General features: G+C 71.3%; 8 protein-coding genes and 1 pseudogene. 3 read left to right on the plus strand and 6 right to left on the minus strand.

All coding sequences use genetic code 11. The features are described 5' to 3' along the window. Positions 1 to 23: 23 nt before the first annotated feature. The 6 genes and pseudogenes from JXZ78_RS17610 to JXZ78_RS17635 form a co-directional block, all read right to left on the minus strand. Positions 24 to 1,013, minus strand: a pseudogene (locus tag JXZ78_RS17610) (RNA polymerase sigma factor); the annotation flags it as partial. A gap of 140 nt (positions 1,014 to 1,153) precedes the next feature. Further along, positions 1,154 to 3,553, minus strand: a complete 2,400-nt coding sequence (locus JXZ78_RS17615) for a penicillin acylase family protein (protein ID WP_078624452.1) — start codon at positions 3,551 to 3,553, stop codon at positions 1,154 to 1,156. A gap of 188 nt (positions 3,554 to 3,741) precedes the next feature. After that, a complete protein-coding gene (locus JXZ78_RS17620; RefSeq protein ID WP_030021869.1) occupies positions 3,742 to 4,554 on the minus strand; it encodes an SDR family NAD(P)-dependent oxidoreductase in 813 nt (270 codons plus the stop codon). 55 nt (positions 4,555 to 4,609) lie between these two features. After that, positions 4,610 to 6,085: an aldehyde dehydrogenase family protein gene (locus JXZ78_RS17625; protein WP_238783186.1), complete on the minus strand. Its 1,476-nt coding sequence runs from the start codon at positions 6,083 to 6,085 to the stop codon at positions 4,610 to 4,612. After that, positions 6,082 to 7,488 carry a M20 family metallopeptidase gene (locus tag JXZ78_RS17630; protein ID WP_238783187.1) on the minus strand — a complete coding sequence of 469 codons (1,407 nt, stop codon included), beginning with the start codon at positions 7,486 to 7,488 and terminating at the stop codon, positions 6,082 to 6,084. Before JXZ78_RS17630 ends, JXZ78_RS17625 begins: the two co-directional genes overlap by 4 nt. 259 nt (positions 7,489 to 7,747) lie before the next feature. Further along, positions 7,748 to 10,180 carry an ArnT family glycosyltransferase gene (locus tag JXZ78_RS17635; protein WP_238783188.1) on the minus strand — a complete coding sequence of 811 codons (2,433 nt, stop codon included), beginning with the start codon at positions 10,178 to 10,180 and terminating at the stop codon, positions 7,748 to 7,750. Positions 10,181 to 11,625: 1,445 nt separating this feature from the next. On the opposite strand from JXZ78_RS17635, the gene JXZ78_RS17640 reads away from it, so the two are divergent. From JXZ78_RS17640 to JXZ78_RS17650, 3 genes are read left to right on the plus strand one after another with little or no spacing between them, the layout of a single operon-like run. Next, entirely contained in the window at positions 11,626 to 11,949 is a 324-nt protein-coding gene (locus JXZ78_RS17640) for a WXG100 family type VII secretion target (RefSeq protein ID WP_030021873.1), read from the plus strand. Then, positions 11,946 to 13,313 carry an EndoU domain-containing protein gene (locus JXZ78_RS40800; protein ID WP_050502712.1) on the plus strand — a complete coding sequence of 456 codons (1,368 nt, stop codon included), beginning with the start codon at positions 11,946 to 11,948 and terminating at the stop codon, positions 13,311 to 13,313. The genes JXZ78_RS17640 and JXZ78_RS40800 overlap by 4 nt, the downstream gene beginning before the upstream one ends. Positions 13,314 to 13,329: 16 nt before the next feature. Then, a complete protein-coding gene (locus JXZ78_RS17650; RefSeq protein ID WP_030021875.1) occupies positions 13,330 to 13,734 on the plus strand; it encodes a hypothetical protein in 405 nt (134 codons plus the stop codon). Positions 13,735 to 13,826 lie beyond the last annotated feature (92 nt).

Consider the following 13,826-nt stretch of genomic DNA (forward strand, 5'->3'; position numbering starts at 1 on the left):
CCCCTGGTCCGGATACCGGCTCCCTAGTCCAGGTAGTCGCGCAGCAACTGGGACCGCGACGGGTGACGGAGCTTCGACATGGTCTTGTTCTCGATCTGACGGATCCGCTCACGCGTGACGCCGTAGACCTTGCCGATCTCGTCGAGCGTCTTCGGCTGCCCGTCCTTGAGGCCGTAGCGCATGGAGACGACACCGGCCTCGCGGTCGGCCAGGGTCTCCAGGATGGAGCGCAGCTGCTCCTGGAGGAAGGAGAAACCGACGGCCTCCGCCGGGACGACCGCCTCGGTGTCCTCGATCAGGTCGCCGAACTCACTGTCGCCCTCCTCACCCAGCGGCGTGTGCAGGGATATCGGTTCACGGCCGTATTTCTGTACTTCGATGACCTTTTCCGGGGCCATGTCGAGTTCCTTGGCCAGTTCTTCCGGAGTGGGTTCGCGGCCGGTGTCCTGGAGCAGCTGGCGCTGAATCCGCGCCACCTTGTTGATGATCTCCACCATGTGGACGGGAATACGGATCGTCCGGGCCTGGTCGGCCATCGCCCGGGTGATGGCCTGGCGAATCCACCACGTCGCGTACGTCGAGAATTTGAATCCCTTGACGTAGTCGAACTTCTCGACCGCGCGGATCAGACCGAGGTTGCCCTCCTGGATCAGGTCCAGGAAGAGCATGCCGCGGCCGGTGTAGCGCTTGGCGAGCGAGACGACGAGCCGGAGGTTGGCCTCGACCAGGTGCTCCTTGGCGCGGGCGCCGTCCGCGACCAGGATCTCCAGCTCGCGCCGGAGCTTCCCGGCGGGCTCGCCGGTGTCCAGCTTCTCCTGGGCGAACAACCCGGCCTCGACGCGCTTGGCCAGCTCCACCTCCTGCTCGGCGTTGAGCAGCGGCACCTTGCCGATCAGCTTCAGATAGTCCTTGACCGGGTCGGCGGAGGCTCCGGCGCCGGCGACCTGCTGCGCCGGCGCGTCCCCCTCGTCACCGTGGGACAGGGTGAATCCGCCCGCCGCCTCGACGGCCGTACCGTCGGACGGTACGGCTTCCGGGGCCGGGGATTCGGTTGTCTCCTGCGGTCGCATGACGGGCGAGGTGAGTGACACGAGGAACCTCTCGATACACATAGGCACGGTGCACGGCGAGCACCTCCTTATTCATCGCGCTCTTACCGGTGGTTTGTTACACCACCATTCCCGTGATCTGAATCACGGTGGTCCGGCGGGGTGTCCTCACCCGGCTCGTCCGGCGGCCTCAGCATGATCACGTGGGTGGTGTTCCGTTCGATCCCGGCACGGCTGTACAGGAGGGGAAAGGCGCCGTCCGCCGCCCAGTCCGCGAAGAGGTCACGGTAGTGCGGGCTGTCCGGGTCGCCGGACTGGCCGGGCGCGTTCATGGCCACCGAGGCGTCCCAGTCGCCGACGTCGATCACCAGCCGGAAGGTCGCTCCGGTGGTCTGCCGGAAGTCCGTGCCGTACGCGGTGGCATCGACCGTGTCGCCGCTGCCGCCGCGCGGCGCGGGCCCGGCCCGGGTCCAGAGCGGGGCCTGCTCCCCCAGCCACGCGGCGAGCGGATGCCGGGGTTCCGCCTGGTGCAGCGCTCCCCAGGTCCAGCGGGCGCGGTCCGGTCCGAGCAGCCGCCCGAGGTCGGCGAGCGCGGCGGGGAGGGTTTCGAGGACGGCCGTACGCAGGGCGCCGTCCGGGTCGGGACCGAGCCGGTCCCCCGGTGTGAGCAGCAGCTCCAGGTCCACCCGGGGGTCGCTGGTGGCGGCGTCGCCGACCGGCAGGACGCGGGCCAGTGCGGCGGCCCGCCGTTCCGGGGGCAGCAGGCGGGCCAGTGCCCGTTCCCGTACGGCCGGACGCAGGTGCCGTCGGAACCAGACCTCGAAGAGCGCCGCGGGAAGGGAGTCGGGCGCCAGGTCGGCGTCCCAGGTGCGCAGCTGCTCCAGCGCCCATGCCACGTCCGGGTCGTCGCTGCCGACGCCGGCCAGCAGCGGCTGGACGCGGCGCGCGGTGAGGCTGGTGTGGTCGGTCTGCAAGCGTACGCAGTCGGCGACGGTCCAGCCGGTGCGCGCGGCCAGTTCCGCGGCGATCCGGTCGTGGCGGACGGGCGCGTGCCAGTCGTAGGTGACGGTCCGGTCGGCGTTGGGGTAGCCGGGCGGCAGGTTCATCTGGTTGGCCGTGGCGAACCAGCCCTGCGCGGGGTCGCGTACGGACGGCAGCGAGCCCACGGGGTGGCAGCCCGCCCACTCGTAGCGGCCGTCGCCGGGCACCGGCAGCGTGCCGTCCCAGTTCGGGCGGTCGGGGACCCGGCCGGCGGGCTGCCAGCCGATGGTCCCGTCGGGCGCGGCGTACACCTGGTTCTCGCCGGGGGCGCCCCACCGGTCCATCGCGGTGCCGAAGGCGTCCGGGCCGTCCGCCGTCATGTATCCGGTGCTGCCCAGGTAGGGGGCCATGCCGGGATCGAGCCAGGCCGCCCGTACCGCGAACGCGGTGCCGCGCTCCGGGTCGTCGTGGATCACCGGGCCGTGCCGGGTGAACCACAGGTCCACGGTGGCCGGCTGCCCGGCATCGCGCACCGGGACCGTCTCGGTGACGCGGCGCATCGGCTCCCAGTGGCCGTCGTACCGGTACTCCCGCGGGTCGGCGGGGTTGGTGCGGTAGACGTACAGGTCCTCCTGGTCGATCGGGAAGATCGTCAGCCCGAAGGCGATCCGGCCGTTGTGGCCGATGGAGATGCCGGGCAGCGCGGGTTCCCCGGCGCCGACCGCGTCGATGCCGGGGGCCGACAGGTGCACGAGGTAGCGCAGCGCGGGGAGGGTGACGGCCCGGTGCGGGTCGTTGGCGAGCAGCGGGCGGCCGGTGGCGGTACGGGACGGGGCGATCACCCAGTTGTTGCTGCCGTCCGGCCCTTGGGGCGGCCCGCCGTTCTCCCACGGCGGTGTGGTGGCCAGCCGGTAGACGCGGAGCACGTCGTCGGGAATGACGGACAGGTCCAGACCCTCCGGCACACGAAGGCCGTGCGCGGGCTCCCGTACCCGGCGCAGGTCCTCGACCGCGGGGCCGTGGTCCCGCAAGGTCAGCGCGCGGGCGACCTCCTGCTCCAGGTTGTAGAAGAGGCCGTGGCTGCGGATGCGGGCGACATCTGCGGGGTCCCAGTAGGCGGGCTGGTGACCGAGCAGCGCGAACTCGCGGGGCAGGTGCGTGGGATCGGCCCGGCAGAGCGCGACGTACGCGTTGACACCGCGCACGAAGGCCGCGGCGATGCGCTCCGTTCCGGGCGCGTAGGCGGACCATTCAGCGGCCATGTCGCCGCGGTACAGGAAGAGCCGGGCCGCCCGGTCGTGTTCGAGGCAGCTCTCCCCGAACACCTCGGAGAGCAGGCCGAGTCCGCGGCGCCGCCACAGGTCGATCTGGAAGAGCCGGTCCCGGGCGGCGTTGAAGCCCTGCGCGAGGAAGAGGTCGTTCTGGGAGGCGGCGTAGAGGTGGGGCACGCCCCAGCGGTCGACGCGGATCTCGACGGGGGCGGTGAGGCCGGGGAGGGGGAAGGTGGTGGTGTTGGGTGGCATGTATCTCCATGGGGAGTCCGTGTTCTTGCTTCGTGTTCCGCGTCCGTGTTCCGAGTTCCGGGTCCGTGTTCCGAGTTCCGCGTTCGTGTTCCGAGTTCCGGGTCCGTGTTCCGAGTGTTCCGTGTACCGGTACGCCGGCGGGTGCACCGGCCCGGTGGGTACACCGAGGCGGCCGTACGGGCGGGGGCTCAGAGCGACGGCTCGTACCGGCCGTCGACCGCCGTCCAGCCGCCGTCGACCGCCAGAACGCTGCCGGTGACGAACGTGGACGCGTCCGAGACGAGATAGGTGACGGCACCCGCGATCTCGTCGACGCGGGCCCAGCGCCCCAGCGCGGACGCCTGCGCGTAGGCGTCGTACCACTGCGGGTCCGCGGCGATCTGGTCGGTCAGCGGCGTACGGACCACGCCGGGCGCCACCGCGTTGAACCGGACGCCGCGTGGCCCCCACTCCGCCGCGGCCGTCCGCAGGAACTGCACCAGCCCCGCCTTGGACGCCGCGTACACGCTCTGCCCCGGCTCGACCTGGAAGGCGCGCATCGAGGCCAGGCCGACCACGCTGCCCCGGCCGCGCTCCGCCATGGCGGGCGCGGCAGCCTGTACGAGGGTGAAGACGGCCCGCAGGTTGAGGGAGACCACCCGGTCGAACTCGGCGGCGGTGTAGTCGGTGATCCGTTTGCGCACGTTGACGCCGACGGTGACGACCAGCCCGTCCAGAGCGCCCCACCCCGCCACCGCGGTCCGTACGGCGTCCGCGTCCAGCACGTCGAGGGCGCAGGCCGTCGCCGTACCGGTACGGCTGCCGGGGGCCGGTGTCTCGGCCGCGGCGACCTCCGCGGCGCGGGCGGCGCCGGCCGCGTCCAGGTCGGCGACGATCACCTCGGCCCCGTGGGCGGCCAGCGCCCGTACCGCCTCCCGGCCGATGCCGCCGGCCCCGCCGACGACCGCGACCCGCCGCCCGTCCAGGCGGAACAGCTTCGCGTACTCGCTCACCTGGTCCATGGTGTGCTCCGGGGTCGTAGGGGGTACGGGCCCGTGCCGTCGCCGTCCGCGGCGCTCACGGACGGATCATCGCCATCCGCGTCACCGTCAGTTCCTCGATCGCGAAGCGCGGGCCCTCACGCCCCAGCCCCGAGTCCTTCACGCCGCCGTACGGAGCCACGTCGCTGCGGTAGCCCGGCACCTCGTTGATCACCACGCCGCCGACGTCGAGCGCGTCCAGCGCCCGGAAGGCGGCGTCCAGGCCGCGGGTGAAGACCGCCGCGTGCAGCCCGTACCGCCCGGCGTTGACCAGGTCGTAGGCCGCGTCCAGATCCGGGACCGTACGCAGCGCGACGACCGGCCCGAAGATCTCCTCGTCCCAGGCGGGCTGGCCGTCCGGCACTTCCGCCAGCAGGGTCGGTGCCACGCACCGGCCGACGCGGGTGCCGCCCGCCACCAGCCGCGCCCCGGCGGCGCGGGCCTGGTCGATCCAGGTCAGCACGCGTTCGGTGGCGGCCTCGTCGATGAGGGCGGCGACCCGGGTGTCCTCCTCGCGCGGGTCGCCGACGACGATGCCGGGCAGCCGTTCGGCGATCCGCCGCTCCAGGTCGGCGGCGATCTCCGCGACGGCGATCACGCGTTGCACGGCGATGCACGCCTGGCCGGAGGCGTAGTAGCCGCCGCGGGCCACCGCGTCCGCGGCGGCGTCCAGGTCCGCGTCGGCGGCGACCACGAGCGCCGCGTTGGAGCCGAGTTCGAGCACCACCTTGCGGGGCGCGGCGTCCCGGGCGATGCGGTGACCGACGGCGGCGGAGCCGGTGAAGGAGACCGCGGCGACCCCCGGGTGCGTGGTCAGCGCGCGGCCGGCCTCGGCGTCGCCGGTGACCAGTTGGACGGCGCCGGCGGGGGCGCCGGCCGCGGTGAGGCGTTCCCGTACGAGGTGGACCAGCCACAGGGTGGCCAGCGGGGTGGCCGGGGCCGGTTTGACGATCACCGGGCAGCCGGCCGCCAGCGCCGGGGCGATCTTGTGGGAGGCCAGCATCATCGGGTAGTTGAAGCCCGCGATGCCGACCACGACGCCGACCGGGCGCCGGGTCCAGAACCCGAACATGCCGTCCCCCGTGGGCAGCAGGTCCAGCGGCACCGTCTCACCGTGGATGTGCGCCACTGCGTCGGCGGCAGCCTGCCAGGTGGCCACGGCCCGCCGTACCTCGGTACGGCAGTCGGTACGCGGCTTGCCTGTCTCCCGTACGAGCAGCTCCTCCATCGGCCCGGCGACGTCCTCCAGGTCCGCCGCCACACCGCCCAGCACCTGACGCCGTACGCGTGAGGTCAGCTTCGCGACCCGGGGGCGGACGGCCACGGCGTGCTCGACGGCGCGCCGGGCGAGGTCCGTGTCCCCCACCGGCGCCATGGCGAACTCCGCTCCGTCGTACGGGAAGATCACCGGCCCGGTACGCGGGGCGGGCACCCAGTTGTCGCCTACGGGGAGGCGGGCCGGGGGCACGGGTGGGAGGGGCGGCGCGTCGTCGCGGCCGGCGGGAGGCCTCATGCAGTGTCGCCGCCTTTGCCGCTTTCGCTACTTTCGCTACTTTCGCTACTTTCGCCCACTTTGGCGCCTTCACCGTCTTCGGAGCTGGTGGTTCCGGAGACGGGTGCGGGGCCGGTGTCGCTCCCGTCGAGGAAGTGCCGGGCCGCGACCGCGTACACCCGCGCGTACTCGGCGATCTCCCGTACCTCCACGTACTCGTCCTTCTGGTGGGCGATCCACTTGCCGCCCGGCCCGTGGACGACGGTCGGCAGGCCCGCGTCGCGGGTCAGGATCGTCCCGTCGGTCGTACCGGGGACCGCGCCGAACGCCGGCTCGACGCCGTGCACCCGCCGGTGACCGGCCACCACGCTCCGGACGAGCGGGTGGCCGAGGGGGAGTTCGACGGCCGGGCGGTCGTCGACGACGGTCAGCTCGACCGTGACGCCCACGCCGGCCGCGGCGGCCACGGCCGTCCGCCGCAGCCGCTCGACGATCTCGGCGTGGTCGGTGCCGGGCACGGTCCGTACGTCGACGCCGAGCACGCCGTGGCCGGGGATGACGTTGAGCTGGTCGGGGTCACCGGCGCGCAGCACCGTCGGGGTGACGGTCACCGTCCCGGCGTGCGGGTGGGTGCCGTACCGCCCGGCCGCCCACTCCTCGGTCTCCGCGAGCGCGGCGACGATGCGGGCACCCGCGACGAGGGGATTGCGGCCCTCCTGGGGCATCGCGCCGTGCGCCATCACCCCGTGCAGGTCCAGCCGGAGGCGGATGCCGCCGCGGGCCGAGGCGCACACCTCGTACCCCTCCGGCTCGCAGACGACGACGCCGTCCACCTCGGCGGCCGGCGGCGAGGCGGCGAACGCCTTGGCGCCGAGCATCAGCCCCTCCTCGTCGCACAGCACGCCGACGACGACCCGGCCGGGGAACGGACCGGCCTGCTGGAGCGCCCGCACCCCGTAGATCATGGCCGCCACCCCGGACTTCATGTCCGCGGCGCCACGCCCCCACAGCCGTCCGTCACGGATCTCCGCGCCGTACGGGTCGACGCTCCACGCGGCGGCGTCGCCCTCCGTCACGACGTCCGTGTGCCCTTCGAACATCAGCGTGCGGCCCGGCCCGCCACCGCCTTCGACGACCGCGACGACATTGGGCCGCCCGGGGGCGACCTCGACGACGTCGTGCGGCCAGCCGAAGTCGGTGAAGAGCCGGGAGAGGAGGTCGGCGGCGGGCTGCTCCACGCTGGTGGCGCCCGCGGCGTTGACGGTCCGCAGCCGGACCAGGGCCTGTGTGAGGGCCACGGCGGCCGCTTCGTCGACCGGCGGCACGGCTACGGCGTCGGTGAGGCCCGCGCCCGACGGCTCGCCGCCCGCCCCTGTCGCGCCGATGCCCGGACCGGACGGCACGACGCTCGGGCTGCTGTGCACGGCACCCTCCACCTCCCCTGACGCGGGGTCAGGAGGCCGGTCGGACCAGACGGTCATCCGTACTGTGCTGGCCCGCTCGCTCACGGGTCAAGAGGGGCACGACGGGCCAAGAGGGTCATAGACGGCGAGGGGCGGAAGAGGGACCACGGAGGCGCTCCGCCGCCTCCTCGCCGGGGGCTGTCAGGGGCGTGTGTCGTCAGGGGCGTGTGCCGTCAGGGGAGATGCCGTCAGCCGCGCAGGCCGTCAGCCGCATACGCCGTCAGCCGCGCGGGCTCGCGGCGGAGCAGCGGTAGAGGCTCTGGCCGGCACCGGAACCGCCACCGGTACCCGCACCGGCACCCGCGCCCCCTCCGGCTTTGGCCCCGGCGCCACCTTGTCGCCCGTTCCCGCCTCCGCTTCCGCTCTCACTCCCGCTTCCGCCTCCGGCGCGCGTCTCGCCCCCGTACGCGGACGGATCGACCTTCTCGCACGCCGACCGGACCCACCGGCTGATCCGCGCCGTCTCCGAGGTCCCCACGTCGTCCCCCGCGCCGACGAGCGCGAAGCGCAGTTTCCCGGCCGCCACCAGCCGCTGGTACTCGCTGAGGGTGACCGGCTCGGTCCCCGCCGCGAAGCCACCGAGCGGCAGCACGACGGACCCGCCGAGGCGGATGTACGGCTCTGCCGTGAGCAGTCCGGCGGAGAAGGCGTAGTCGGCGGTGCCACGGCGGCGCTCGACGTAGTCGAGGATCTTGCGCTGGGTGTCCGTCAGCCGGGTGGGCGTACCGAGCGTGAAGTCCTGCGGACCGGCGGACGCCGAGTGCGCGGAGCCGGTGTACCGGGGATTCAGGACGGACAGCGACCAGGTGGCGGGGGCCGCCGTCATCGTGACGCAGCCGGCGATCAGTCCGGCGGTGGCGACGCGCCGGGCGCGGGCGCGCTGCCGGGCGCGGGTGTACTGCTGCGCGCGGGCGTGCGATCCGTCGTCAGCGCGCCGGGCGCGAAGAATGCCGTAGGCAAACAGGCCGAGGGCGGCGAGCGCCGTCACGACGATGACGGGGGTCAGCCACGGCACCCAGTCGGAGTGACTGGAGACGAGATACACCGCCCATGCCGCTTGTGCCGCGACGACGGCCGGAAGCAGCCACGCACGCAAGGCCGACCCTACGCCTCCCCCGACGCGACGCCCAGCCGCCGGACGCCCCACCACCCGTTCCCCCGGCTCTGCCATCTCTCCTGGCACTCCCCGCTCCCCTTGCGCTCCCCGCTCCTCTTTCACTCCCTGCTCTCCCCACTCCCCCTGCACTCCCATCTCCCGACGATGGGCGCGCCACAGCGTGACGACTCCGGCGGCGGACAGCGCGGCGAGGCCGGGAGCGAGGGCGGCCATGTACGTGGCGTGCGGGACGTTGATGGCGCTCATGACCGCCACCGCTGTCAGCAGCCAGCCGCCCCACAGCAGGTAGCCGCCGCGTACCGGGTCCGTACGGGGCTGTTTGCGGCGGGTGACGAAGCCGAGCACGAGAGCGGACAGGGCCAGCGGGAACAGCCAGCCGATCTGCTGGGCCAGAGGCGCGCGGAAGAGCTTGAGCCAGCCGCTGGTGGGTGCGCCCACCGCCACGTGCGATCCACCGCCGCCTTGGGCCTGCCCGCCACCCTTCGCCAGGCTGGTCCCGGGCGCGGATTTCGCCCCCGAACCGGCCTGCGCGGGCGCGTGCCGCCCAGAACCGGTCTTGGCCGAGGTCTTGGAAGACGTCCCGCCCCCCTCATCAGCCCCGCCCCCGGCCCCGCCGCCCGCTCCGGACGCTCCCTTGGCCGCCCCCGGAGGCGTGCTGTTGGCGGCATCGATATCCCATCCGGACTTCAGCCGGTCGAAGCCGTTGTAGCCGAACACCATCGACAGGGCGCTGTTGTCGCGCGACCCGTCCACGTACGGCCGTGCGTCCTTCGGGACGACGGTCATCAGCAGGACCCAGGAGAACGAGACGGCGAGCAGCACCGCGCCCGCGGTCAGCAGATGGCCGAGCCGTTTGCGCAGCGCGGCCGGGGACACGACGAAGTACGCGACGGCGAGGGCCGGCACGATGATCCACGCCTGCATCATCGCCGCCTGGAAGGCCACCCCCACCCAGACCGCCGCCAGCAACAGGGGCCGCAACCGCCCCTCTGTCATCGCCTTCGCGCACTGGTCGGCGGCCAGCACCAGGCACATGGTCAGCGGCGCCTCCAGCAGCGCGTGCCCGAACATCGACGCCGCCACCGGAGTGAGGGTCAGCGCTCCGGCGGCGAGCAGGCCGGCCGCCGGGCCGCGCCAGCGCCGTACCGTGCGGTGGATCACCAGCACGCAGACGACGCCCTCGACGCACTGCGGGAGCGTCAGGGCCCAGTTGCTGAACCCGAAGATCCGCGCGGACAGCGCCTGCGGCCACAGGAAGCCGCCGATCTTGTCCAGGGTGACGGTGGACGCCGGGTCGAAGGCGGTGAAGAGGAACGCCTTCCAGCTCTCCGACATGCTGCGGACTGCGGCGGCGTAATAACCCGCGTAGTCGCTGCTGGTGATGTTCCAGGCGTACAGCACCGCGGCGAGCGCGGCGATGCCCAGGAGGGCGGGCCGGTCCCAGCGCGGCCGGCCCGCGGGTGTGTGCCAGAACTGCCAGCGGCCGTGCGGTCGTTCAGCGAGGACGGGCCGGTCCACGAAGGTGGTGGCGGACATGGTGGTCTCTCCCGGAAGCGAAGGGGGCAGGGGCACCGCAGGGCGACGGTGATCTTTCCGGCGCGGGCGCGACCGTCCGAAGGCGCCGCCGCGGTCGGCACCTTCGGAGGTCGACGGCCTTGCGCCGAGGCCGGTTTTCGGGGGGGAAGTGCATGACCGGCGGCGACGGCACCGGAATAGCGGGATGTCCCGCCACAGGAAAAGGGCACGGCCGTACGTGGTTTCCGATGCCGCCTCGAACACGCCACCTCACCGTGACACGGGAACATGAGAGAAACATGAGCCACAGAAGCGGAATGATGAATCCTGCTTCGTCCAGCACCTTTCCGGTCAACCCCGCGGAGCGAGCCCTCCGGTTGCCACCACCAGAAATCCCCGCCCCGCAGGAACGCTTCCCCCGAAGCCCCCGGCGCCCAACGCCATACATCCGACCTGCACTTCCGCTCCCCGCTCCACCCGCGCCCGCCACCGCACCCAGACCCGATCAGCCCACAGCCTGCTACTTTCCGACCTCCTCCCTTCGCTCCCCTCCGCGAATGACGGAACAAAGCATGGCCGATACCAATCCCTCACAGAAAGGAGATAGTCTCCACACAGCAATTACACAGCCACGTTATTACCGACGACCTGGCACCCCATCTGCCCGCCGCCCTCAGCCCGCGGTTAGTCCGGCTCACACGCAACGCGCCACCAGAGCGCGGGAACGTATCTTCTGCCCATCACCGACTCGGGGGCTTCTCGGCCCGGCCCCAGTGGCGAACCGCAACCCGGGACACCGGCTCCCTGTTGGCCCTGGACATGAACGGCGCACAGAACCCTCAGCCCCACCAGCCCCACCAACCACCAGCCACAAGCACCCCGATCTTCGACCAACTACTCAGAGAATGGCGCACCGGCACGCTCCGACCGTGGCCACTCTGGCCGCTGGAGGAGCGACGGCCGGAAGAGAACCCACATACGAATGCCGCGACTCCCGAAGAAGCCCGTCCACAAACGCGGCCCCACAACGAGGAGTCCGAAAGCGCGGCCTGTACAACATCCCCTGCGCCCCCTGACCGGTGAACCCGCCCCCGTCGGCCGAAACCTCCAGCAGCAGTACGACGACCGCGGCTTCAGCGTGCTCAGCGCCCCGGCAATCAGTCCGCGGGCCGGCAGCCAACCGACTGCTCGTCCAGGTCTCGGCTCTCCAGATACTCGATGGAACCGCAGGGAACGACAAGGGTCCCGCGCCTTTCGCGCACACGTTCATCATCGATCGCGAGCGGCGGGCCATGAGGACCCGCATGGCTTCCGATGAGCTGCTGCGCCGCCGTCACGGCTTCTTCTCTGCACACGGCTAATTACTTGATCGGTGAACAGCTACGGCTGCGAAACCGGCTGAAGCGTTGTCAGTGGCTCGCGATAGATTGTGGGAACACGCGAAAGCACAGTTCCTGGGGGGACCTATGGCCGGTGACGGCTTCGACATCGACACGGACCAGCTCAAGTCCGCGGCGCCGCGTTTCCACCGGGAAGCGGACGCGCTGGCGAAGGCGACGAGCAAACTCAAAGGCTCGCTGGACGGCCTCGGCTCGCCGTGGGGAGACGACGAGCAGGGACAGAAGTTCCAGCACATGTACGCCCCGCACCGCGAGCAAATAGAAAAGGCCGCCCAAGCCTTGGTCAAGGGACTGGAAAGTATCTCCAAGGCCATGAAAGACATGGCGGACAACCACGAGGAAGCAGACCGTTCCGCGTCCTCCGGATTCGGCAAGGGCGGTGCACAGTGAGCGCCGCCGACAAGGCCAAGGAGATTGTCCAGGACCTCACCGGCATGTGGTGGCCGGAGGGCGACGAGGACGAACTGCGGGAAGCCGCCCGCGCATGGCGGACCTTCGCCGACGACGTGGAGGACGTCACCGCGGCGGCGCACAAGCCTGCCCAGGACGTCATCGACAACAACAAGGGCCCGGGCATCGAGGCATTCGGCGACTTCTGGCGCAAATACCACGGCGGCGGCAAGGGCTACCTGGACGATGTGGCCTCCGCCGCCCGGGACATGGCCAAGGCCCTGGACAAGTTCGCCGACGAGATCGCCGCGGCCAAGAAGAAGATCGAGCACGAACTGGAGATCGCGGGAGCAGTGCTGGTGGCCGGGACGGCCCTGGCCCTGTTCACCGGCGGCATCAGCGAGATAGCCGCGGCAGGCGCCACCGAGGCGATCGTCGCCGCGGCCGGCACCGCAGGCGTGGCCGTCTCCGCCACTGTGGCCGAAATCGCCGGAACGGTCCTGGCCACCGCAGCCATCGGCGGCGTCGAAGCCATCACGGTGGACGTGGTGGTGGCCCAGGGCGGCCGCAACCTGCTCGGTGAGCAGAAAGGCATCAACCTCGCCGAGATCCAGGACGCCGGCACCTCCGGCCTCCTCCTGGGCGGCGCCTACGGAGGAGCCGCCCGCGGCGCCAGAGCCATCGGGGAAGCCGGGGGCGTCAAGAACGTCCTGGGCAACATGAAGCTGGACGGTCTCCGCAATATCAATGCCCCGCTGCGTAACTTCAGCAAGCGGTGGCGCTCACTCGACAACCCCCTGCGCAACCTGGATCTGTCGCTGCCCGATCTGGGCGGCCGCCGCTTGGCCATGGCTGGTGGAGGTCCCACCGGCCCCAGGGGCCGCCCCCTGCTGCGCAATACTCAAAACAACGTCGGCAGTCTCGCCCGCGCCAAACCGAGCGGCAAGTTCCCCGACTCCGCCCGGCATCACGTACTCAAGGGAGAAATCAAATACAGCGCAAACGGCCAGGCGCGGGTCACGGGGTATCACGTACGCCCGGGAGGGCAGGACCGGCCGGGCGTGAAGGTGCCGAAGATCACCGACCGCGATCATGCGTCCGGACTCACCCGGGGGCATGTGTGGATGAAGAATCCCCGTGACGGAGAGTGGATCAAGAAGCGCGCACAGAGCACCTTTTTCCCTGAGGACTGGACTCCGGCACAGTGCGACCGGGCCATCCGGAAAGCGTTTACGAATGCGGAAGTGGTCGACCCCATCAGCAACATGTGGGAGAGCACGTACAAGGGAATCCGGATCCAGGGGTACTACGACCCGGTCACCGGCCATGCCCTGACCGGATACCCTGTCTTCCCACCGTCGTAAGGAAGGTTTCACACCAATGGAGCGAGTCACCGAGTACTTCGCCAGCGATGGCGGTTACCCAAGGTACGTGGGTCCCGATGACCTACGCGTGCTGGGGCAATGGGTGACGACGGACATCCAGCTCGCCCCCAACGGCCTGCTGGAAGTCGCCGCCCTGGTCGCAGCGGCCCGACGAAATCCCAAGGCTCAGGTCGAAGAATTCGGCGGCAATGCACACTACGCGGAGATTTCCCCTCACGGCGTGCACATCCAGAACGAGCACGTTGACCATGTGCAGGGCGACTTCACCATCGACCAGACCGCCGCTGTCCTGTCGGACTTCTGGACCTACTGCATGGCCGTGATTCCGCAGAGGGCACAAGAGGCCCAGAATGCATTCATGGCCGAGCATGGCCACGACCCTGTCCCGGAATTGTCCTGAGCGGGAGGGCTCGACCAGTCGCCGAACGCCCTTCGGTCACCCGGTTCGGCATGTGACGCCGGGCCGGGTCACGCACACGCACCAACCGTTCC

Origin of the sequence: Streptomyces monomycini (genome assembly GCF_022271435.1) — a bacterium.
In the GTDB taxonomy this organism is placed as follows: Bacteria; Actinomycetota; Actinomycetes; order Streptomycetales; family Streptomycetaceae; genus Streptomyces; species Streptomyces monomycini.

What these genes read in the sequence shown, in the direction of transcription:
- JXZ78_RS17615 (WP_078624452.1), bottom strand. Translation starts at nt 3,553, where the DNA reads ATGCCACCCAACACCACCACCTTCCCCCTCCCCGGCCTCACCGCCCCC.
- JXZ78_RS17620 (WP_030021869.1), bottom strand. Translation starts at nt 4,554, where the DNA reads ATGGACCAGGTGAGCGAGTACGCGAAGCTGTTCCGCCTGGACGGGCGG.
- JXZ78_RS17625 (WP_238783186.1), bottom strand. Translation starts at nt 6,085, where the DNA reads ATGAGGCCTCCCGCCGGCCGCGACGACGCGCCGCCCCTCCCACCCGTG.
- JXZ78_RS17635 (WP_238783188.1), bottom strand. Translation starts at nt 10,180, where the DNA reads ATGTCCGCCACCACCTTCGTGGACCGGCCCGTCCTCGCTGAACGACCG.
- JXZ78_RS17640 (WP_030021873.1), top strand. Translation starts at nt 11,626, where the DNA reads ATGGCCGGTGACGGCTTCGACATCGACACGGACCAGCTCAAGTCCGCG.
- JXZ78_RS17650 (WP_030021875.1), top strand. Translation starts at nt 13,330, where the DNA reads ATGGAGCGAGTCACCGAGTACTTCGCCAGCGATGGCGGTTACCCAAGG.